Source organism: Enterobacter sp. CP102 (assembly GCF_025152625.1).
GTDB classification, from domain to species: Bacteria; Pseudomonadota; Gammaproteobacteria; order Enterobacterales; family Enterobacteriaceae; genus Enterobacter; species Enterobacter soli.
The window spans coordinates 1967507-1989591 of sequence record NZ_CP104014.1; the positions used below are offsets into that span (position 1 = coordinate 1967507).

Below are 22085 nucleotides of genomic sequence, written 5' to 3' on the forward strand. Positions count from 1 at the left end.
CAAATGGTTTGTACAATCTGATAAGGTTGGTGTAGTTAGGTATGGAAGTTCTGAGCGTGAGGGAGTTAATGGCCTATTACAGTATCGGCGAAGTGGCCGAACGATGCGGTATCAACCCCGTTACGCTGCGTGCCTGGCAGCGTCGTTATGGATTGTTGAAGCCGCAGCGCAGCGAAGGAGGGCATCGTCAGTTTGACGATGAAGACATCCTGCGTATTGAAGAGATCAAACGCCTGATGAAAAGCGGCGTTTCGGTCGGAAAAGTTAAAGTCTTGCTGGAAAACAAGGAAGTGCTGACCCAGGGCAATTGGGTTTCGTTCCAGGAAGAGATGATGACCGTTCTGCGTTACGCCAGCCCGGCAAAGCTGCGCGCCAAAATTGGTGAATTCCGCCGCGATCACGCGATGGATGCACTGATTGACAATATTATCTCCCCCGTCCGCCAGCGAATGAACCAGGATCAAAATACAGTGCGCCACATGGCGAGCCTGCTGGATGGCGTGTTGATCGAATTCGCGATTGCGAGTCTGGCGGAGTCCCGCAAGAAAGCCGGTAAAGACGCTCTCCTGATTGGCTGGGAATGCGATGACCGAACCCATCTGTGGCTTGAAGCCGCGCGTTTGGCACAGAAGGGCTGGCATATCGACGTGCTGGCTGAACCCATCGATTCACCGCGTCCTGAGCTTTTCCCGGGGCAAAAAATCTTCGTCTGGACGGGGAAATCACCCACGTCTCGCCAGCAGGAACAACTGGATCACTGGCGTGAACAGGGGTTTGCTGTCTCATTTCATCACTGATCGTAAGAGGCCTTAAGGGCCTTTTTTGTTTTTGCCCCTTTCCTCAAAAGCTATCTTAAAAATAGGCATTTCCGATGCATATTTTACTTTTCTTCTCTGCGTCATAGATGACGTGACGAAATGCATTATTTATCAATGTATTGAACAATTAAATCCATCCTGCCTGCATCCTTCCACAGGGTCTATGCTTAATAAAAGTAGCCAAAAAGGGCGATTTAGCCGAAAGCCCCTGCTGTCAGGGGGTTGAAGTGATAATCGTTATCACTAACATGGTGTTATGCCCTGGTGGCTCAATACATGAGGTGGACCTATGGAATTGCATTCAGAAACCTTCAATCCTGCCGACTTTGCCTGGCGCGGTTTAACGCTCACGCCAGCGGCTGCGGCACATATTCACGAGCTGGTGGCGAAAAAACCAGAGCTCCTGGGCGTGCGCTTAGGAGTCAAGCAGACCGGTTGTGCGGGGTTCGGCTATGTGCTGGATACCGTCACGGAACCCGCAAAAGACGACCTGGTCTTTGAAACCGATGGCGCGAAACTGTACGTCGCGCTACAGGCCATGCCTTTTATCGACGGAACCGAAGTCGACTACGTTCGCGAAGGTTTAAACCAGCTCTTTAAATTTCATAACCCGAAAGCCCAGAACGAATGCGGCTGCGGCGAAAGCTTTGGGGTATAGGCGGTACTATGTCTCGTAATACTGAAGCAACTGATGATGTCAACACCTGGAGCGGCGGGCACCTCAACTATAAAGAGGGGTTCTTCACGCACCTGCAGACAGATGAACTGGCAAAGGGCATCAATGAAGATGTCATCCGCGCGATTTCAGCCAAACGTAATGAGCCGGAGTGGATGCTTGAGTTCCGTCTGAATGCTTTCCGTGCCTGGCTTGAAATGGAAGAGCCTCACTGGCTGAAAGCGCACTACGACAAGCTGAACTATCAGGATTACAGCTACTACTCCGCGCCATCCTGCGGCAGCTGTGATGATACCTGTGCTTCGCAGCCGGGGGCTGTACAGCAGACCGGGGCCGACAACAGCTTCCTGAGCAAAGAAGTCGAAGAGGCGTTTAATCAGCTGGGCGTGCCGGTGCGGGAAGGTAAAGAGGTGGCGGTTGACGCCATTTTTGACTCCGTTTCCGTTGCCACCACCTACCGTGAAAAACTCGCCGGGCAGGGCATTATCTTCTGCTCGTTTGGCGAAGCCATTCACGAACACCCGGAGCTGGTGAAGAAGTACCTGGGGACCGTTGTGCCGGGTAACGATAACTTCTTTGCCGCGCTGAACGCTGCGGTGGCGTCCGATGGCACTTTTATCTACGTGCCGAAAGGCGTGCGCTGCCCGATGGAGCTGTCAACGTATTTCCGCATCAACGCAGAAAAAACCGGCCAGTTCGAACGCACGATCCTGATTGCCGATGAGGGAAGTTACGTCAGCTACATTGAAGGCTGCTCTGCCCCGGTTCGTGACAGCTATCAGCTGCACGCGGCGGTGGTGGAGGTCATCATCCACAAAGATGCTGAAGTGAAATACTCCACCGTGCAAAACTGGTTCCCGGGCGATGGCAACACCGGCGGCATCCTGAACTTCGTCACCAAGCGCGCGCTGTGTGAAGGCGAAAACAGCAAAATGTCCTGGACTCAGTCGGAAACCGGATCTGCGATCACCTGGAAGTACCCAAGCTGCATTCTGCGCGGGGATAACTCCATCGGTGAGTTTTATTCCGTGGCGCTTACCAGCGGACGCCAGCAGGCGGATACCGGCACCAAGATGATCCACATTGGTAAAAACACCAAATCGACCATCATCTCGAAAGGGATCTCCGCCGGGCACAGCCAGAACAGCTATCGCGGGCTGGTGAAAATCATGCCTACGGCCACCAACGCCCGTAACTTTACCCAGTGTGACTCAATGCTGATTGGCCCTGATAGCGGTGCGCATACCTTCCCGTACGTGGAATGCCGTAACAACAGCGCCCAACTGGAGCACGAAGCGACCACATCGCGTATTGGTGAAGATCAGCTCTTCTACTGCCTGCAACGCGGGATCAGCGAAGAAGATGCGATTTCAATGATTGTTAACGGCTTCTGTAAGGATGTGTTCTCTGAACTGCCGCTGGAATTTGCCGTTGAAGCCCAAAAACTCCTCGCCATTAGTCTTGAACACAGCGTCGGTTAAGGAAAGCACATGTTAAGCATTAAAGATTTACAGGTAAGCGTTGAAGACAAAGAGATCCTGCGTGGTCTCAATTTTGACGTCAAACCGGGAGAAGTTCACGCGATCATGGGGCCAAACGGCTCCGGGAAAAGTACGCTTTCAGCGACGCTGGCAGGACGCGAAGATTACGAAGTCACCAACGGAACAGTCGAGTTTAACGGCAAAGATTTGCTCGAGATGTCACCGGAAGACCGTGCAGGAGAGGGCATCTTTATGGCCTTCCAGTATCCGGTAGAAATCCCTGGCGTCAGCAACCAGTTCTTCCTGCAAACGGCGCTCAATGCGGTGCGTAAATACCGTGGGCTTGAGGCGCTCGACCGTTTTGACTTCCAGGATCTGATGGAAGAGAAAATCAAACTGCTGAAAATGCCGGAAGACCTGCTGACCCGCTCCGTGAACGTCGGCTTCTCCGGTGGTGAGAAAAAGCGTAACGATATTCTGCAAATGGCGGTACTGGAGCCGGAACTGTGCATTCTCGATGAAACCGACTCCGGTCTGGATATCGATGCCCTGAAGATTGTGGCAGACGGCGTAAACTCCCTGCGTGACGGCAACCGCTCGTTCATTATCGTTACGCACTACCAGCGAATTCTGGATTACATCAAACCGGATTACGTCCATGTGCTCTGGCAAGGGCGCATTGTGAAATCCGGCGACTTTACGCTGGTCAAACAACTGGAGGAGCAGGGCTATGGCTGGCTTACCGAACAGCAGTAACGCGCTCCAGCAGTGGCATCGCCTGTTTGAAGCGCAGGGCGACTCGCGCTCTGAACATGCCCAACAGCACCTGCAACAGATGCTGCGTCTGGGATTGCCGACGCGTAAGCATGAAAACTGGAAGTACACCCCGCTCGACGGATTGCTGAACGGCCAGTTTGTGACCCGTCTGGCGGATGTCAGCAAGGCCCAGTGCGATCTGCTGGCGTTGAGCGTCAAGGCGGTGCGTCTGGTATTTGTAGACGGGCGTTTCCACCCGGAACTGAGTGACGATACTCAGGACAGCGGCTTTGAGGTAACCGTGAATGATGATCGCCAGCCGCTAGTGGCACCGGTGCAGCCGGAGGTGTTCCTGCACCTTACCGAAAGCCTGGCGCAGAGCGTCACGCAGATCCGCGTGAAGCGAAACCAGCGTCCGGCGCAGCCGTTGCTGTTGATGCATATCACGCAGGGGCTGGCGGGCGAAGAGATCAACACCGCGCATTACCGCCACCATCTTGAGCTGGCCGAAGGGGCTGAGGCGACGATCGTTGAACACTACGTCAGCCTGAATGACGCGCCGCACTTTACCGGCGCACGCCTGACCATGAACGTGGCGGCCAATGCACAGCTTCACCATATCAAGCTGGCGTTTGAAAACCCGGTCAGCCACCACTTTGCCCATAACGATATTCTGCTGGGGGCCGATGCAGCGGCATATAGCCACAGCTTCCTGCTGGGCGGTGCGGTGCTGCGTCATAACACCAGCACGCAGCTGAATGGCGAAAACACTACGCTTCGCATTAACAGCCTGGCGATGCCGGTTAAATCGGAAGTGTGCGATACCCGTACCTGGCTTGAGCACAACAAAGGCTACTGCAACAGCCGCCAGCTGCATAAAACCATCGTCAGCGATAAAGGCCGCGCGGTCTTCAACGGCCTGATTAACGTGGCGCAACACGCCATTAAAACCGACGGGCAGATGACCAACAATAACCTGCTGCTGGGGCGCCTGGCGGAAGTGGATACCAAGCCGCAGCTTGAGATCTACGCCGACGACGTGAAGTGCAGCCACGGTGCCACGGTTGGCCGCATCGACGATGAACAGATGTTCTATCTGCGCTCGCGTGGGATCGACAAACAGGCGGCGCAAAAGATGATTATTTACGCGTTTGCGGCAGAGCTGACGGAAGCTCTGCGTGATAACGCGTTAAAACAGCAGGTGCTGGAGCGTATTGGTCAGCGTCTGCCTGGAGGCGAGGCATGAGTTTTCCCGTAGAGAAAGTACGGGCAGATTTTCCGGTTCTGACCCGTGAAGTGAACGGTCTGCCGCTGGCCTATCTCGACAGTGCTGCCAGCGCCCAGAAACCGAATCAGGTGATTGACGCTGAAGCGGAGTTTTACCGCCACGGCTATGCCGCCGTGCATCGCGGTATTCATACGCTCAGCGCTGAGGCGACGCAGAGCATGGAAAACGTGCGCACTCAGGTGGCCGCTTTTCTCAATGCCCGCTCGCCGGAAGAGCTGGTATTTGTGCGCGGCACCACCGAAGGGATAAACCTGGTGGCGAACAGCTGGGGTAGTGCGCAGGTTCACGCCGGGGATAACATCATCATCACCCAGATGGAGCATCACGCGAATATCGTTCCCTGGCAGATGCTTTGCGAACGCACCAGTGCACAGTTGCGCGTGATCCCGTTGAACGAGGATGGCACTTTGCAGCTGGCGCATCTCGATGAATTGCTCGACGAACGCACCCGGCTGGTGGCGGTCACGCAGGTCTCTAACGTCCTGGGTACCGAAAACCCGGTGGCGGAGATCATCGAAAAAGCGCATAAGGTAGGCGCGAAAGTGCTGGTTGATGGCGCGCAGGCCGTGATGCACCACGCCATTGACGTCCAGGCGCTGGATTGCGATTTCTACGTGTTTTCCGGGCATAAGCTCTACGGGCCAACCGGCATCGGCGTGCTGTATGTCAAAGACGCGATTTTGCAGGCCATGCCACCCTGGGAAGGGGGCGGGTCAATGATTGCCACCGTCAGCCTGACGGAAGGCACCACCTATGCACGTGCGCCGTGGCGCTTTGAAGCGGGTACGCCGAATACGGGCGGGATCATCGGCCTGGGGGCGGCGATTGCGTATATCTCTTCGATTGGTCTTGATGCCATTCAGGAGTACGAGCAGGTGCTGATGCACTACGCATTGCAGGAGCTGGCCAGTGTGCCGGATCTGGTCTTATACGGCCCGGCCGACAGGAAAGGGGTGATTGCCTTTAATCTGGGCAAACACCATGCCTATGACGTGGGCAGCTTCCTGGATAATTACGGCGTGGCCGTGCGTACCGGGCATCATTGCGCCATGCCGTTGATGGCATTTTACCAGGTGCCGGCGATGTGCCGGGCATCGCTGATGATGTATAACACAATGGAAGAGGTTGACAGACTGGTGGCGGGACTTAAACGCATTCACCAGCTGCTTGGATAACGGAGAGGCAAGAGATGGCCGATTTGCCGGACAGAGATAAACTGCTGCGTAACTTTGGGCGTTGCGCAAACTGGGAAGAGAAATATCTCTATATTATCGAGCTGGGGCAGCGCCTGCCGCCGCTCGGTGAAGAAGAGCATAACCCGCAGAACACGATTCAGGGCTGCCAGAGCCAGGTGTGGATCGTCATGCGCCAGAACGACGATGGCGTAATTGAATTACAGGGCGACAGCGATGCGGCCATTGTGAAGGGGCTTATCGCGGTGGTGTTTATTCTTTATCACCAGATGTCCGCGCAGGATATTGTCGCCTTTGACGTGCGCCCATGGTTTGAAAAAATGGCGCTGACCCAACACCTCACCCCGTCCCGCTCTCAGGGACTCGAAGCGATGATTCGCGCAATTCGCTCCAAAGCGTCAATCATTAGCTAGACTTAACAGACAGCATTCATTCTGTTTCGCGAGGTGGTTCCCGCCTCGCTGGTTTTTCAGCTTTCTGGCTTTCTGCCAGTGAATAAGGAATCTCAGCATGAAGCGCGCGTCTATTATTACTCTATTACTCCTCGGTTCGCTCGGTGCGCTTAATTCGGCCTGGGCGGTTGATTATCCATTGCCGCCTGTCGGCAGCCGACTTATTGGTCAAAATCAAACCTACACCATTCAGGAAGGTGACAATAAACTGCAGGCCATTGCCCGACGATTTAATACTGCTGCACAGTTGATCCTTGAAACGAATAATACGATAGCCCCGGTGGATCCCGCGCCGGGAACTGTAATTACGATCCCCTCCCAGATGCTCCTGCCGGACACGCCACGCGAAGGCATTGTGGTGAACCTGGCTGAGCTGCGGCTGTACTACTTCCCGCCTGGTGAAAACATCGTTCAGGTATTCCCGCTGGGTATTGGACAACTGGGTCTGGAAACCCCGGTCACCACTACGCGGGTGAGTCAGAAAATCCCAAATCCAACCTGGACGCCGACACCGGGCATCAGAGCGCGCTCACTGGCGCAGGGCATTAAACTGCCCCCGGTAGTCCCCGCCGGGCCTAATAACCCGTTAGGACGCTTTGCACTGCGTTTAGGCGTGGGTAATGGGGAATATCTCATTCACGGAACCAGTGCGCCCGACAGCGTAGGGTTGCGGGTCAGCTCCGGGTGTATGCGCATGAACGCGCCGGACATTAAGGCGCTGTTTGAGCAGGCACGCGTCGGTACGCGGGTGCAAATCATCAACGAGCCGGTGAAATACTCCCTTGAGCCCGATGGCAGACGCTACGTTGAGGTCCACCGTCCTCTGGCACAGCAGGAAGGGGAGAATCCGCAGACAACACCAATTAATCACTCAACCGACTTTGCTACTTTTGTGTCTCAGTCCGGGAGTGATAAAGCGCTTATCAACAAGGCGTTATCGCGCCGCGCGGGGATCCCGGTGGTGGTGTCAGCTGGCAATGGCCCGTCAGCGAATAATGCGGTGTTATCGGTGCAGAACAGCCGGGCGTCTGCGGCGGTGTCAGAAGGCGAGGGTGAGAAGGTTACACAGTAGAAGTGAAGGCAAAAAAAATGGCGCACAATGTGCGCCATTTTATTAACAGGTACTATTACTTACGGTATTTAGTAGCCTGGTTGTCCAGACGCTGGTTAGCGCGAGCTGCGTCATCTTTAGCAGCCTGAACGTCGGAACGGATTGCGTTCACGTCGTTGCTCAGCTGGTCAACTTTAGCGTTCAGAGTCTGAACGTCAGAAGACAGCTGATCGATTTTAGCGTTGCTGGAGCAACCAGCCAGCAGAGTAGAACCCAGGATTACCGCGCCCAGTACCAGTTTAGTACGATTCATTATTAATACCCTCTAGATTGAGTTAATCTCCATGTAGCGTTACAAGTATTACACAAAGTTTTTTAGGTTGAGAATATTTTTTTGATGGGAATACGCCTATTTTTGATCGTTCGCTCAAAGAAGCAACGAATTCGGCATTTTTGTCGAAAAAGCTATGTTAAAAAAGGCATTTTTCATCGGATTCATCTTAGATAAATCGCTATTAAATAGAAAAACCCGATTTGCTTTTTGAATAAATCTGGCTAATACCAGGAATAAAAAAAGCGCCCCGAAGGGCGCTTTTATCAAAAAATTAATTCGTTCGAGAATTATTACAGCACGTGAACAGATGCAGTGTTGGTGGTACCTGCTGGTACCAGAGCACCAGAAACCATCACCACAACGTCGCCTTTCTGTGCCAGGCCGCGTTCAACGAGTTGCAGAGCCACTTCTTTACCCAGACGGTAGAAATCGTCTGTAGACGCGATCTCTTTCACCAGGTGAGGAACAACACCTTTGCTCAGAACCAGCTGACGGGCAGTGGTTTCGTTGGTGGTCAGCGCCAGAATGGTGGCATCCGGGAAGTATTTACGGATAGCACGTGCAGATTTACCGCCCTGGGTCGCAACTACGATCAGTGGTGCTTCCAGTTTCTCAGCAGTTTCTACCGCACCGCGGCACACCGCTTCAGTGATGCGCAGTTTACGGCTGTCGTTGTTGTAGTCCAGACGGCTGGTCATCACGCGGTCGGTACGTTCACAGATGGTTGCCATGATGCTTACAGCTTCCAGCGGATATTTACCTTTAGCGGATTCGCCAGACAGCATCACTGCGTCAGTACCGTCCAGGATGGCGTTCGCCACGTCGCCTGCTTCAGCGCGGGTTGGGCGTGGGTTTTTGATCATGGAGTCCAGCATCTGCGTTGCAGTGATAACCACTTTACGCGCGCGAACACACTTCTCGATCATCATCTTCTGCGCGAAGATAACTTCTTCAACCGGGATTTCAACACCCAGGTCACCACGAGCAACCATGATACCGTCAGACGCTTCGAGGATTTCGTCGAAGTTGTTCAGGCCTTCCTGGTTTTCGATTTTGGAGATGATCTGGATCTTCTCGCCGCCGTGCGCTTTCAGGTGCTCACGGATTTCAACTACGTCGGAACGTTTACGGATAAAGGACGCTGCAACGAAATCAACGCCTTGCTCGCAACCGAAGATCAGGTCTTGCTTGTCTTTTTCAGCCAGTGCTGGCAGCGCGATGGAAACGCCCGGCAGGTTAACGCCTTTGTTTTCGCCCAGGTCGCCGTTGTTCAGCACTTTACAGATAACGTTGTTACCTTCGATAGCGGTAACTTCCATACCGATCAGACCATCGTCCACCAGCACGGTGTTACCGACGGACAGATCGCTGGTGAAGCCTTCATAGGTCACAGCAACGATTTCGTTGTTGCCGACAACAGACTTGTCAGTGGTGAAGGTGAAGGTCTGGCCCGCTTTCAGAGAAACGTCGTTACCGCCTTCCAGTTTGATGGTACGGATTTCAGGACCTTTGGTATCGAGCAGGATTGCTGCTTTTTTACCGGTCTTGCTCATCACGTTGCGCAAGTTCTGGATACGCTGACCGTGTTCAGCATAGTCACCGTGGGAGAAGTTCAGACGCATAACGTTCATGCCGGCGTCCAGCATTTTGGTCAGCATCTCTTCAGATTCGGTTTTCGGGCCGATGGTGCAAACAATTTTCGTCTTTTTCATGACAGTCTTAGTCTTTAAGTTGGGAAGGATATGGAAATATCGCTCCGGGGGCGCACCGCCGCGGAGTCAAACCTGTGTTGCAAAAGAGTATATGACACGCACTAAGGATAGGAGACATCAAATGAGCGTGCAGAAGAAAGTGTGCCTGAGTGTCAGCCCAACGGAGGAGAGGAAAAGTTGTACGTTGTTTTTTGTATTCCAAGCGCTGAAACCATTCACCAGGGATTAGGCGCGCATTATACGCTGATTTTCAGATAAAAGGAAAATGAAAACAGCGTTTCAAAAATAATCTGTGCAGATTCACATAAGATTGTTATCAAGGCGTTAAGGCATAATGACAACTTATGGCGGCAGGCTGGTTACCTGCCGCATTTTGCTCAAATTTTTAGCGCCTGATCCAGGTCGGCAATTAAATCCTGCACATCTTCAATACCCACCGAAAGACGGATCAGCTGCGGCACAATACCGTTTGCCCGTCGTTGCTCGGGCGGAATCGAGGCATGGGTCATGCTGTAAGGCTGGCTGACCAGGCTTTCAACGCCGCCCAGGCTTTCTGCCAGGGTAAACAGTTTCAGTTTGCGGATGACTTCCGTCGCCCGTTGCGCATCGCCTTTTACCACCACCGAAATCATGCCGCCGGGCAGCGCCATCTGACTGCGCGCGAGTTGATACTGCGGATGGGACTCAAGCCACGGGAACCACACCTTTTCCACCTGCGGGTGCTGCTCCAGCCATTGCGCAATCGCCAGGGCGTTGGCACTGTGCTTCTCCACGCGCAGTGAAAGGGTACGTATTCCTCGCAGCGTGAGGAAACTGCTGAACGGATCGAGTACGCCGCCCACCGCATTTTGCAGGTAGCCCAGTTTATCGGCCAGTTCCGGGTTATCGCCCACAACCGCCACCCCGGCAACCACATCGGAATGGCCGTTCAGGTATTTGGTTGCGGAGTGCACCACGATATCAAATCCCGACTCCAGCGGGCGGTGAATAACCGGCGAAGCAAACGTGTTGTCAGCCACGCTGATGAGGCGATGGCGACGGGCGATATCCGCAATGGCGGCCAGGTCGGCCAGCTTGAGCAGGGGATTCGTCGGCGTTTCGACCCACACCATACGCGTGTCGGGCCGGATAGCGGCTTCCAGCGCCGCCACGTCGCCCGGCTTAACCCAGCTGACCTGCAACCCGGTGCTGCGCTTGCGCACATTTTCAAACAGACGGTACGTCCCGCCGTAGACATCATCAATGGCAACGATGTGGCTGTCTTTATCCAGCAGCTCCAGCACCGTGGCGATCGCCGCCAGCCCGGACGCGAATGCATAACCGCGGGTGCCGCTTTCCAGCGCGGCAATGGCAGTTTCAAGGGCGTGACGGGTTGGATTCCCGCTGCGGGAATATTCGTAGCCGGTATGTTCACCCGGTGACGGTTGCGCAAACGTAGATGTGGCGTAAATGGGGGGCATCACCGCACCGTGCTGGTCGTTAAATTCACCGCTGTGAACGCTGAGGGTGGCTAAATTTTTCATTGTCTCTTCCTTTATTGTTGCAGGCGGTTGCGCCAGGCGGTAAGAACATCGCTGCGCGTAATCAGACCCAGAAAACGATCTTTATCATTAATGACCGCCACCAGGCCGCGGTCGAAAATCGCATTCAGCGCACTTTCCGGGGCGCGTTTATCGAGAAACTCCACCTGGCGCGTCATGGCACTGGTGACGGGAAGGGCGAAACGGTCACCGTCGCCGCCGATGTGGCGCAGCAGATCCCACTCATCGATGATGCCGACGACTTTGTCATCATCCAGAACCGGGAGTTGTGAGATGTCGTACAGACGCATTCGTGCCAGCACGGTGGAGAGTGTGTCATCCGGCGCGGCGGTCACCGTGGCGCCTTCATCATGGCGCAGGGCAATGTAGTCGGAGAGATCGCCTGCCTGCGGACGGGAAATAAGCCCCTGCTGGCGCATCCAGTCGTCGTTGAACATTTTCGACAGATACTTATTTCCGCTGTCGCAGGCGAATGTCACCACGCGTTTGGGAGTTGTCTGCGCCTGGCAATATTTCAGTGCCGCCGCAAGAAGGGTGCCGCTTGAAGAGCCCGCCAGAATACCTTCTGTTTTCAGCAGCTCGCGGGCGGTAGTGAACGCTTCGCGGTCAGTGATACGCCATGCACGGTTGACGCCTTCGATATGGGCCAGCGGGGGAATAAAGTCTTCGCCAATTCCTTCGACCAGCCATGAGCCCGCATCATGGTAATGCCCGGTTTCGACCTGATCGGCCAGAACGGAGCCTGCGGGATCGGCGAGCACAAACTCAGTGTGAGGGGAATGTTCAGCAAACCACGCCTGAAGGCCGCCCAGCGTGCCGCCGGAGCCCACGCCAACCACAATGGCGTCGATATCGCCATCAAGTTGTTCATACAGCTCCGGTGCCGTGGTAGTGCGGTGGGCCAGCGGGTTGGCGTCATTATTAAACTGATCGATATAAAACGCGCCGGGTAGCTCACTGGCCAGGCGCTGCGCGTAATCCTGGTAATAGGCCGGATGGCCTTTATTAACGTCTGAACGCGTCAGCACGACCTGTGCGCCCAGCGCCCGCAGATGGAAAATCTTCTCACGGCTCATTTTATCGGGGACGACCAGGATCAGCGAGTAGCCTTTTTGCGCGGCGATTAACGCCAGGCCAAGCCCGGTATTGCCTGCGGTGGCCTCAATAATTGTCCCGCCGGGCTGTAACTGGCCGTTGCGCTCGGCTTCGTTAATCATCGACAACGCAACGCGATCTTTGATAGAGCCGCCCGGGTTCTGGTTTTCCAGTTTCAGAAACAAGGCGCAAGGGCCGGTATTGAGCTTATGCAACTGAATAAGCGGGGTACGGCCAATCAGTTCGGTGACGGAGTGATAAATCGTCATGGTTTTTTCCTGTATGAAGGTCATGACGGGATGATAGTGCGGCGAAAAATTAGCGATAAAGAACGTTTAACTGCCTTTTAGAACGGAAAGTAATATTAATGACTATTTCAGCAGCCCAGCCAGCAAGACGTAAAGTGGTCTGGAAGTGAGGATGGCTATACCGGCATAAAATGCTGTAAAAATGAGCGAATTGTGCCCCTAAGGGTCGTGATATATGCGTCTGGCAGATAATCATTACTGAAATTGAGCTATTTGCTTCCCGCCCAGTAAATCCGCCTTTTATTTCTTTTGGTTATAACAAATTCCTTTTTGGTCATTTAAAAGCGGATAATCGCTGATTACTATCGTTTGGACATCCATACTGCTAAACCGCTATGTGCGTAACGGATAACGAAGAAGAATGATAGTTCTCAGGAATATTTCGAAGATTTTTGACAACGGGAAAGTGGCGCTCACTGCCGTTGATAACGTCAATTTGACGGTTGAACAGGGACAGATTTACGGAATCATTGGTTACAGTGGCGCAGGCAAAAGTACCCTGATTCGCCTGCTGAACGGCCTGGAAAAACCCAGCACCGGCAGCGTGACCATTAACGGGCAGGATATCTCTGCTGCCAAAGGTGAGGCGCTGCGCCAGGCTCGCCTGAAAATCAGCATGGTTTTCCAGCACTTCAACCTGCTGTGGTCGCGCACGGTGAACGAGAACATCGCCTTCTCAATGCAAATTGCGGGCGTGCCGAAAGCCAGGATCAAAGCACGTGTGGCAGAGCTGGTGGAACTGGTTGGGCTGAAAGGTCGCGAGAATGCCTATCCTTCACAGCTGAGCGGCGGGCAAAAGCAGCGCGTGGGCATTGCGCGTGCACTGGCAAACAACCCTGACGTACTGCTTTGCGACGAGGCAACCTCTGCGCTCGACCCGCAGACCACCGATCAGATCCTCGATCTGCTGCTGGACATTAACCGTCGATTCAAACTGACCATCGTGTTGATCACCCACGAAATGCACGTGGTGCGCAAAATTTGTGACCGTGTGGCGGTGATGGAAAACGGCAAAGTGGTGGAAGAAGGGGACGTGCTGAGTGTCTTCACCCATCCACAACAGCCGATCACCCAACAGTTTGTGCGACAGGTGAGCCAGTATGCGGAAGAAGAGACCTTTAATACCGAGCTGGCCAGCGAACTGGAAGGAACGGTGATCCGACTGACGTTCACCGGGCACAGCACGCATAAGCCGGTGGTCGGTGAGCTGACGTTACGCTACGGCCTGCCGTTTAACATTCTGCACGGGAAAATGACGCAAACCGCCCACGGTGTGTTTGGCCAGTTATGGGTACACGTAGTGGCATCTGACGAACAACTGAACAATATCCTCGCCGACCTGAAGCACAGCGATATTGAAGGCGAGGTAATTAAACATGGCTGAAAATCTGTTCCCCCATCTGAAATGGGACCAGCTCTGGGCGGCAACGCAGGAAACGCTGTACATGACCGCGCTCTCGGGCGTTGCGACTTTTGTGCTGGGGATCGTGCTTGGTCTGGCGTTGTTCCTGACCGCACGCGGCGGGCTGTTCCAGAACCGGACGGTCTACAGCGTGATTTCGATTGTGGTGAACGTCTTCCGCTCGATTCCGTTCATCATCCTGATTGTTTTGTTGATCCCGTTCACCAAGACCATCGTCGGCACCATTCTTGGCGCGAATGCCGCGCTGCCCGCCCTGATTGTGGGGGCAGCACCGTTTTACGCACGTCTGGTCGAGATTGCCCTGCGTGAAGTGGACAAAGGGGTCATTGAGGCAACGCGCTCGATGGGCGCAAGGCTGAGTACGTTAGTTTTTCGGGTATTACTGCCGGAATCATCACCTGCACTGGTATCAGGTATTACGGTGACGCTGATTGCGCTGGTGAGTTACAGCGCAATGGCAGGGGTGATTGGTGCCGGGGGTTTGGGAAATCTGGCTTATCTGGAAGGATTCCAGCGCAACCACGGTGACGTCACGCTGGTGGCAACGGTGACCATTTTGATCATCGTTTTCATTATCCAGTTCTGCGGCGATGTCATTACTTCACTGTTAGATAAACGCTAATAAATACACACAGGAACCATCATCATGAAAAAGACACTGACACTGATCGCCGCAGCAACCCTGAGTGCCCTGAGCTTCGCCTCCTGGGCTGATACCTTAACCGTGGGCGCGTCCAACACCCCACACGCCGAAATTCTGGAGCAGGCGAAGCCGATTCTGGCAAAACAAGGTATCGATCTGGAGATCAAACCGTTCCAGGACTACATTCTGCCAAACACCGCGCTGGCCGGGCACGACATTGATGCGAACTACTTCCAGCATATTCCTTATCTGAACAGCGTGCTGAAAGATCATGCGGGCGACAAGGATTACGATTTTGTCAGCGCGGGCGCTATCCATATCGAGCCAATCGGAATTTACTCCAAAAAATACAAGTCACTGAAAGATCTGCCGGAAGGCGGCAAAATCATCATGCGTGATGCGGTGTCTGAAGAAGGCCGTATTCTCTCCATCTTCGAAAAAGAGGGCGTGATTAAGCTCAAGCCGGGCATCGACAAAGTGACGGCACGTATCAGCGATATCGTTGAGAACCCGAAAAAACTGCAATTCACGCCTAACGTAGAAGCGTCTCTGCTGCCGCAGATGTACAACAACGACGAAGGCGCTGCGGTGGTTATCAACGCGAACTACGCGATTGACGCAGGTCTGGATCCGGTTCACGATCCTATCGCGGTAGAGAGTGGTGAAAACAACCCGTATGCCAACATCATTACGGTGCACCGTGGTGACGAGAAGAAGAAAGATATCGTGGCGCTGGTGAACGTGCTGCATTCCAAAGAAATTCAGGACTGGATCCGCACCAAATACAAAGGCGCGGTTATTCCGGTAAACAACTAATCATTTGATTTCACAGATGAAGCCCGGCGAGTTTCTCGCCGGGCTTCTTTTTTGTATCCAGCCGACGAATCATTTAAGCTGAGTCTTTAGAGCAATGGAGTGAGAGCAATGGGCAATGTGACCAAAGACGACGCGCTGTATCAGGAAATGTGCCGGGTGGTAGGGAAGGTCGTGCTTGAGATGCGTGATTTAGGGCAAGAGCCGAAACATATTGTTATTGCCGGCGTGCTGCGAACCGCGCTGGCGAACCAGCGCGTCAAACGTAGCGAGTTGACCACTCAGGCCATGGAAACGGTGGTTAAAGCGCTGGCCGGATAACGCGCCAGCGTTTTGCGAGCAGCTCAAGGGAGCAGCACAGCAGGTAATAAACCACACCCGTAAAGATAAAAATGGCGGCCGGGTAAATCTGCACCCGGTTGTTCACCTGCCCCGCCACGGTGGTCAGTTCAGGCACGTTCACAATAAAGGCCAGAGATGTGTCTTTCAGCAGGCTGATAAAAATACCCAGCAGTGACGGCAGAATATTGCGTAAAACCTGCGGCAATAAAATCCGCCACAGCGTCTGCCCCGTGCTAAATCCCTGCGTCAGTGCAGCTTCATACTGCCCTGCGGGCAACGCGCTCAGCCCGGACAACACCGAATGCATCACCGCAGCTGCGCTAAACCACGCCAGCGCCAGCGTAACGGTCATCGCGCCGGGTAAATCCCCACCGGTGATCAGCGGCAAGAGATACCACATCCAGAAAATGACAAAGATAAGCGGGATACCGCGGATAAGCTCTGCCCACAAAAAGAGCGTGTTGCGCACAACGCCCGGAAAGCGCCAGGCGAGACACGCCAGCCCGATACCGCCCGGTAGCGCCAGCGCGGCGGCACCCAGCGCCATCAGCAACGTCAGAAGCACGCCGCCGGGTTCACCGGCCGCCAGGCGGCCCCAGAGTAAATAATCCAGGTTATCAGTAATAACATTCAGCCCGGCAATCATGCGTTTTCACTCCCTGTGCTGGCAGATGCTGCCCGCTGGCGGCGGGTGCGTTTTTTCATCGACGGGCCGGTTCGTGTGAGCAGCAGCCCAAGGGCGACCCCCGTCACCAGATAGAGCACGGTTCCCACGCTAAACGCCTCCAGCGCGTGTGCGTTGTAACTTTCGATTTGCCGCACCTGGTACGTTAGCTCGGCAAAGCCAATCCCGCTGGCGAGCGATGACAGCTTCATCAGATTGAGATACTGCCCAACGATGGGCTGCCAGGCGTTAGCAAGCCCTTGCGGCAGGAGGATGTGGCGAAAAAGCCGCCAGGTGGCGAACCCCTGAGCCAGCGCGGCTTCCCGCTGCCCGTCAGGGACGGAGCGCAATCCGGACTCCACCTCTTCAATTAAAAAGGCCGAGGTGAAAACACCCAGCCCCCAGGCAGAACAGAGGAATTCAGGTGTGAACCACCAGACGTTGCCGGGCAAAATCGACCAGCTGTGATCGGCGTTCACCAGATCGCGAAACGCCTGCGGCAGCCCGTTCCAGGCGGCGAAATACCAGAACAGGAGCTGCACCAGCAGTGGCGTATTGCGAAACAGTGAAACCCAGCCGCTGACGATGGCATGTCCGGTGCGTCCACCGGAAAGACGTAACAGCAGAAAGAGAAGCGCCAGAAGGCTTGCCAGAATCACACCGGCAAGCGTGACCCACAGCGTGGTAAGAAAACCGGAGAGGATCCATTGCAGGGGTTGCCCGGTCAGCACCCCGTGCCAGTCGAGCGCAGGCATTACAGATGCTCCTGATGCAGCGGGTTAAGCACTTTTTGCAGGAAACGCTGCGCGCGCGGATGTGTTGGCTGAGTAAAGAATTGTTCAGGTGGCGCGGTTTCCAGAATTTGCCCGCCGTCGATAAAGACAATCCGGTCGGCAATTTCACGGGCGAACTGCATTTCATGCGTCACCACAATCATGGTTATCCCACTGTGGGCCAGCGCTTTCATCACAAATAACACCTCGCCAATCATCTCCGGATCCAGCGCGGAAGTGGGTTCATCGAAGAGGATGATTTGGGGTGATGAGGCCAGTGCGCGCGCGATCGCTACGCGCTGTTGCTGGCCTCCGGAAAGCTCGGCAGGGAAGTGGTGCGCTTTTTCCAGCATCCCGACGTTGTTCAGCAGTTCCAGCGCACGCTCCTCAGCAGGCTGCGGTTTCCAGCCATGAACATGCTCCAGCGCCAGGGTGATGTTCTGGCTGGCCGTAAGATGGGCATAAAGATTGAATTGCTGGAAAACGAAGCCAACGCGGCTGCGCAGCTTGCGAAGCGCGGCCCCGGTGAGTTGTCCGGTGGGTTTGTTATCGATAAGGATCTCACCGCCGTTCAGGGTTTCAAGCTGGTTGATAAGACGGATAAGGGTGGATTTACCGGAACCGGAAGGGCCAAGAATGGCAACCACTTCACCAGGGGTAATGCTGAGATTAATACCTTTTAGCACGTGATGGTAGCCGTAGCGCTTTACCACGTCCCGAAACTCAACGCTGGCCTGTTCCAGATGTGAAAAATCCGCGGCACTGGCCGCGGAGCGTGAAAATAAACCTGAGAGCATATTACTGAGCTTCTATTTTAAAGGCACGAGGCTGAGGTGATTGGGTTTGTGGGCCAAACCAGACGTCATAAATGCTGGCGGCCTGGCCATTTTTCTCCAGAGCGACCAGCTCATCGTTAACCACTTTCAGCAGCGCGGTTTCGCCTTTTTTCACCCCGACGCCAATCTCTTCTTTGCTTATCAGGTCAGGCAGGATTTTAAAGTTCGCTTTATCCGGTGCCTGTGCCAGCAGCCCGGCCAGAATGGTGCTGTCCTGGGTGATTGCCTGGACGTTGCCATTACGCAGCGCCGTCAGCGCCAGCGGGATATCGTCATAAGAGAGCACGCGAGACTGCGGGAAACGCTGGTGTAATGTCTGCTCGCCGGTGGTGCCTTTCACCGCCCCGATGCGTGCCCGACTGTATTCGTCGAGCTTATCGGCGGATTTTGCCGGTACCAGGAACTGCTGCCCGGTCACGAAATAGGGGGTGGAGAAATCAACAACCTGCGCGCGCTCTGGCGTGATGGTGATATCGGCCACGATCAAATCCGCCTTACCGGACTGAAGCAGCGGAATACGGTTCGCCGGGTTAGTGGCAACCAGCTCCAGTTTCACGCCGAGCGTTTTTGCCAGAGCTTTGGCGAAATCAACGTCATAGCCCACAATTTCATGGGTTTTCGCGTCAATAGAGCCAAACGGCGGGTTGGCATCGAAGGTGGCCACTTTCACCACGCCTGCGGCCTTGATATCGGCCAGTTGATCGGCCAGTGCCTGTGTGGAAAGAATGCCGCCTGCTGCCAGTAAACCCAGAGCCAGTGCCAATTTTGTGTAAGCTGCCATAGTGTTATCTCATCGTTTTGTTTTGTCCTTCCACGCTCCCATAAGTGAACCCTATCGCCAAATAAGAAATCGTGCTTTGTAATTAACGAAAAAGCATTAGTGAACAAGGTGTTATCGTCAGGTAAATGAAAGGATTCTATTTGCACTTCCTGCACATCAACAGTCGATATTGGTATTTCACTTGCACGGGAAAGGGGTGTTTAACTTAGGGCAGGTTCAGCAACGAGGGGTAAAGACGATGAAAAAGTGGATAAGCACGTTACGGCGGTTTTTTGCGGGCTCACCAGCAAGTGCGGAGAACAGCGCGCAACGTGTTCTTGAGTCGATACTGCCTGTTGCCAGCCTTTATGGCGTGGATATCGCGAACATAGACCCGGAGTGGTTCCATGATCAAACGTCACGCTGAATTGCGCCTAAAGCGCGAAATGTACTGGAATGAGCTGTGCGAAGGCTGCTGAGGAAAGCCGGGTGTTAAAAACACCCCGGAGATCGGATAACGGCACGGTTTTTTTGTTCTCATAAGGGTTAGCTGATAATGTCGACTGCCTGAATGACGACGCCCGTTAACACGATGAGTAATTCTATTCTGATTAAACGCAGCATCGCGGTCTGGGCCATAGTCTGCCTGATTAGTGGTGTGTTGCTGTACGCCGAACAGATCCGCCGCCAGTACTGGGCGCAGGATCGTGAGTTTTCGACGCTCTATTCCACTGTCGGTGCCGTACTGACGCAAAACGAATCGGTGCTGCCGCTCCTCAGTGGCGATGAAGATATCGCCGCGCTGCGTAAAAAATTCCCGCGTATTCTGGCACTGGAAAAGACAACGGGTCGGGCGCTGGATGCGGCCAGAGTTGAACCTTTGCACGATCAGCAGTACTGGTTGTACAACCCCTGGCGTCAGATCCGGGTGCTTATCGACCTGGCGCCGCTGCTGGCGACCAGCCACACGTTCTCCCGTCTTCATATACACTTTTCGACGAACCCTGATGAGACCGCGTCTGGTGCTTTCTGGCACTGGCAGCGCACTTTCCCGCAGCACACTCAACCCTTTACGCTAAATGCAGACGCGGAACCCGACTGGCTCGGGGTTTCGTGGTTTAGCTTTCCACTGGTCTTTTTCGGCTGGGCGGTGGTGATTGCGGTGGCGAGCGTGGCGTTCTGGCAGCGCAAGGCGCGAAAAGAGGCGGAGCAACGCGCGCACTATTACCAGCACGCCAGGCTGAACACGCTGGGGGAGATCACCGCGGGCATCGTGCATGAAATCAACCAGCCGCTCACCGCGGTACAGACCTGGATCCAGGGAGCGCAGCGCCAGCAGATGCAGGATAACCCGCAGGCGGTGTCTCAGGCGCTGGCGGCAGCGCTGGTGCAGACTCAGCGGATTGGCGCGTTGTTAACGCGCTTTCGTGAACACGTGGTGCAGGAAAAAGTGACCCTGCGCGACACCGACCTGGCGCAGTGCTGGCAGCAGGTGGTGAATCTACTCGAACATGAGCGTAAGGCTGAACATATTACGGTCAGCCACCGCTTTGCGCCGGATGCATCGACAGTGCAGGCAGACCGGCTGTGGCTTGAGCAAATGCTGCATAATATCCTCAGCAATGCGATCCAGGCACAGCAGGACATTCCTCAGGGTTGGGTGCGGATAGAAAGCCAGAAGAAAGGCGATACCGTACAGATAACCGTCACCGACGGTGGCCCGGGCTTTAGCCCTGAGGCATTGCAGAATGCATTTATGCCTTTTTACAGCGGGCGAAAAGAGGGGATTGGGCTCGGCATGACCTTAACAGAGTCACTGATGACGCGCATGAACGGCGCCATTACGCTTAACAACGCACCGGGTGGCGGCGCGCAGATCCTGCTTCAGCTGGCGAATGACAAGGAGACATCGCATGGTTAACGTTATTTATCTGATTGATGATGATGCGTCAGTCAGGGAATCGCTGGCATTTTTACTCTCCGGGATGCAGTGGCAGGTGAAGACCTATGACAGTGTTGATGCCTTTACGGTTGCGCATCAGGGGGACGCGGCGCTGGTGGGCTGCCTGCTGCTTGATATGCGGATGCCCGGTAAAGGCGGGCTTGCGTGGCTGGAAGAGGGGGAATGGCCGTGGCCGCTGTTACCCGTCATCATTATGACCGGGCATGGCACCGTCGATGCCTGCCGCCGGGCGTTTCGCAATGGCGTATTTGAATTTTTCACCAAGCCGCTGGATGCGGATAAGCTGATTGAGACGGTTGGCATGGCCTTTGAAGAGAGCCTACGACTGCTCGGAACATGGCAGGAGACGTCACGCATTAAAGCCCGCTTTGAACTCCTTACCGCGCGTGAACATGAGGTGCTCAGCGTGTTGATGGAAGGGCGCAGCAATAAAGAGGCCGCCGCGCAGCTCAGCCTGTCACCCAGAACCGTTGAAGCGCACCGCGCTGCGGCATTTACCAAGCTCGGTGTCACGAGCCTTGTTCAGGCCATCCGCGATTACGACAAATTGCAATCCGTATAACTACCAGGAGGAGTGCGTATTCAACCGAATTACGTTTCCCCGCGCATCCCGATAACCTCGTGGTGTCTCCCAATAATCGAGGATGTGCGATGAAAAAGTTAATGATGGTTGCGGCGTTTATCGCGGGCAGTGTGAGCCTGACAGCACAGGCAGATGTGCTGGCGCAAAAAAATATCTCTCTGGCCCAGGCGAACGCCCTGGCGACCTCTGCCATTCAGGCCTGCATGGCGAAAAACTACCAGGTGACGGTGACCGTGGTTGATCGTGCGGGCGTCATTAAGGCCGTGCAACGCACCGACAACGCAGGCCCGCACACGGTGAAAGCCAGCGAAATGAAAGCCTATACGTCACTCAGTACAAAGAATGCCTCTGGCAAAGTGATGGAAGCGGCGCAGAGTAATGCCGGTGCGCAAAACATGCGTGATGTTCCGGGCTTCCTGCTTCTGGCGGGCGGTTTACCGCTGAAGGAGGGTGATGAAGTGATCGGGGCGATTGGTATCGGCGGTGCGCCGGGCGGTCATCTTGATGAAGCGTGCGCGCAGCAGGCGATTGATAACCTGAAGCTGTAACAAGTAACCCGCACCGGGTGTTGCATCCGGCG

General features: G+C 54.6%; 23 protein-coding genes. 15 read left to right on the forward strand and 8 right to left on the reverse strand.

Going from position 1 to position 22085, the window contains the following annotated elements:
- Positions 1 to 68 precede the first annotated feature (68 nt).
- The 8 genes from N1249_RS09230 to N1249_RS09265 all read left to right on the forward strand — a co-directional run bounded on the left by N1249_RS09230 (position 69) and on the right by N1249_RS09265 (position 7736).
- The gene (locus N1249_RS09230) at positions 69 to 797 is read left to right on the forward strand and encodes a MerR family transcriptional regulator (protein ID WP_259837013.1); all 729 of its coding nucleotides are present in this window, start codon (positions 69 to 71) and stop codon (positions 795 to 797) included.
- A 310-nt stretch (positions 798 to 1107) separates the two neighbouring features.
- A complete protein-coding gene (sufA, locus tag N1249_RS09235) occupies positions 1108 to 1476 on the forward strand; it encodes a Fe-S cluster assembly scaffold SufA (RefSeq protein WP_014069932.1) in 369 nt (122 codons plus the stop codon).
- Positions 1477 to 1484: 8 nt separating this feature from the next.
- Positions 1485 to 2975: a Fe-S cluster assembly protein SufB gene (gene sufB / locus N1249_RS09240; RefSeq protein ID WP_259837014.1), complete on the forward strand. Its 1491-nt coding sequence runs from the start codon at positions 1485 to 1487 to the stop codon at positions 2973 to 2975.
- Between the two features lie 9 nt (positions 2976 to 2984).
- Positions 2985 to 3731: a Fe-S cluster assembly ATPase SufC gene (gene sufC / locus N1249_RS09245; protein WP_014069934.1), complete on the forward strand. Its 747-nt coding sequence runs from the start codon at positions 2985 to 2987 to the stop codon at positions 3729 to 3731.
- Positions 3706 to 4977, forward strand: a complete 1272-nt coding sequence (gene sufD, locus N1249_RS09250; RefSeq protein ID WP_259837017.1) for a Fe-S cluster assembly protein SufD — start codon at positions 3706 to 3708, stop codon at positions 4975 to 4977. The genes sufC and sufD overlap by 26 nt, the downstream gene beginning before the upstream one ends.
- On the forward strand, positions 4974 to 6194 hold the full coding sequence (gene sufS, locus N1249_RS09255) for a cysteine desulfurase SufS (protein ID WP_259837020.1): 1221 nt from the start codon (positions 4974 to 4976) through the stop codon (positions 6192 to 6194). Before sufD ends, sufS begins: the two co-directional genes overlap by 4 nt.
- A gap of 14 nt (positions 6195 to 6208) precedes the next feature.
- Entirely contained in the window at positions 6209 to 6625 is a 417-nt protein-coding gene (sufE, locus tag N1249_RS09260; protein ID WP_259837022.1) for a cysteine desulfuration protein SufE, read from the forward strand.
- A 97-nt stretch (positions 6626 to 6722) separates the two neighbouring features.
- Positions 6723 to 7736, forward strand: coding sequence for a L,D-transpeptidase family protein (locus tag N1249_RS09265; RefSeq protein ID WP_259837024.1), 1014 nt, complete (start codon positions 6723 to 6725; stop codon positions 7734 to 7736).
- Between the two features lie 55 nt (positions 7737 to 7791).
- On the opposite strand, the gene lpp is transcribed toward N1249_RS09265, so the two are convergent.
- The 4 genes from lpp to N1249_RS09285 all read right to left on the reverse strand — a co-directional run bounded on the left by lpp (position 7792) and on the right by N1249_RS09285 (position 12666).
- Positions 7792 to 8028, reverse strand: a complete 237-nt coding sequence (gene lpp, locus N1249_RS09270; RefSeq protein WP_010430241.1) for a murein lipoprotein Lpp — start codon at positions 8026 to 8028, stop codon at positions 7792 to 7794.
- A gap of 311 nt (positions 8029 to 8339) precedes the next feature.
- Complete coding sequence (gene pykF / locus N1249_RS09275; protein ID WP_014069939.1) at positions 8340 to 9761, reverse strand: pyruvate kinase PykF; 1422 nt, start codon at positions 9759 to 9761, stop codon at positions 8340 to 8342.
- A gap of 377 nt (positions 9762 to 10138) precedes the next feature.
- Positions 10139 to 11284 (reverse strand): PLP-dependent aspartate aminotransferase family protein, encoded by a 1146-nt coding sequence (locus tag N1249_RS09280; protein WP_259837037.1) that lies wholly within the window; start codon positions 11282 to 11284, stop codon positions 10139 to 10141.
- An 11-nt stretch (positions 11285 to 11295) separates the two neighbouring features.
- The gene (locus N1249_RS09285) at positions 11296 to 12666 is read right to left on the reverse strand and encodes a cystathionine beta-synthase (RefSeq protein ID WP_259837039.1); all 1371 of its coding nucleotides are present in this window, start codon (positions 12664 to 12666) and stop codon (positions 11296 to 11298) included.
- Between the two features lie 400 nt (positions 12667 to 13066).
- On the opposite strand from N1249_RS09285, the gene N1249_RS09290 reads away from it, so the two are divergent.
- From N1249_RS09290 to fumD, 4 genes are all read left to right on the forward strand, one after another.
- A complete protein-coding gene (locus tag N1249_RS09290; protein ID WP_014069943.1) occupies positions 13067 to 14089 on the forward strand; it encodes a methionine ABC transporter ATP-binding protein in 1023 nt (340 codons plus the stop codon).
- A complete protein-coding gene (locus N1249_RS09295) occupies positions 14082 to 14750 on the forward strand; it encodes a methionine ABC transporter permease (protein ID WP_217187293.1) in 669 nt (222 codons plus the stop codon). Before N1249_RS09290 ends, N1249_RS09295 begins: the two co-directional genes overlap by 8 nt.
- A 24-nt stretch (positions 14751 to 14774) precedes the next feature.
- Complete coding sequence (locus tag N1249_RS09300) at positions 14775 to 15587, forward strand: MetQ/NlpA family ABC transporter substrate-binding protein (protein WP_003857677.1); 813 nt, start codon at positions 14775 to 14777, stop codon at positions 15585 to 15587.
- 108 nt (positions 15588 to 15695) lie between these two features.
- Positions 15696 to 15905 (forward strand): fumarate hydratase FumD, encoded by a 210-nt coding sequence (gene fumD / locus N1249_RS09305; RefSeq protein ID WP_014069945.1) that lies wholly within the window; start codon positions 15696 to 15698, stop codon positions 15903 to 15905.
- On the opposite strand, the gene N1249_RS09310 is transcribed toward fumD, so the two are convergent.
- The 4 genes from N1249_RS09310 to N1249_RS09325 are packed head-to-tail and all read right to left on the reverse strand — an operon-like array spanning position 15886 to position 18980.
- The gene (locus N1249_RS09310; RefSeq protein WP_259837050.1) at positions 15886 to 16572 is read right to left on the reverse strand and encodes an amino acid ABC transporter permease; all 687 of its coding nucleotides are present in this window, start codon (positions 16570 to 16572) and stop codon (positions 15886 to 15888) included. The two genes, fumD and N1249_RS09310, sit on opposite strands and share 20 nt — an antisense overlap.
- Positions 16569 to 17345: an amino acid ABC transporter permease gene (locus N1249_RS09315; protein WP_259837052.1), complete on the reverse strand. Its 777-nt coding sequence runs from the start codon at positions 17343 to 17345 to the stop codon at positions 16569 to 16571. Before N1249_RS09315 ends, N1249_RS09310 begins: the two co-directional genes overlap by 4 nt.
- Entirely contained in the window at positions 17345 to 18160 is an 816-nt protein-coding gene (locus N1249_RS09320; RefSeq protein ID WP_259837055.1) for an amino acid ABC transporter ATP-binding protein, read from the reverse strand. Before N1249_RS09320 ends, N1249_RS09315 begins: the two co-directional genes overlap by 1 nt.
- 1 nt (position 18161) lies before the next feature.
- A complete protein-coding gene (locus N1249_RS09325) occupies positions 18162 to 18980 on the reverse strand; it encodes an ABC transporter substrate-binding protein (protein ID WP_259837057.1) in 819 nt (272 codons plus the stop codon).
- A gap of 571 nt (positions 18981 to 19551) precedes the next feature.
- Here N1249_RS09325 and N1249_RS09330 point away from each other — a divergent pair.
- From N1249_RS09330 to N1249_RS09340, 3 genes are all read left to right on the forward strand, one after another.
- Positions 19552 to 20880, forward strand: a complete 1329-nt coding sequence (locus N1249_RS09330) for a sensor histidine kinase (protein ID WP_259837059.1) — start codon at positions 19552 to 19554, stop codon at positions 20878 to 20880.
- Positions 20873 to 21484 (forward strand): response regulator transcription factor, encoded by a 612-nt coding sequence (locus tag N1249_RS09335; protein WP_259837061.1) that lies wholly within the window; start codon positions 20873 to 20875, stop codon positions 21482 to 21484. Before N1249_RS09330 ends, N1249_RS09335 begins: the two co-directional genes overlap by 8 nt.
- 89 nt (positions 21485 to 21573) lie before the next feature.
- Positions 21574 to 22053 (forward strand): heme-binding protein, encoded by a 480-nt coding sequence (locus N1249_RS09340; RefSeq protein WP_259837063.1) that lies wholly within the window; start codon positions 21574 to 21576, stop codon positions 22051 to 22053.
- The last annotated feature ends 32 nt before the right edge of the window (positions 22054 to 22085 follow it).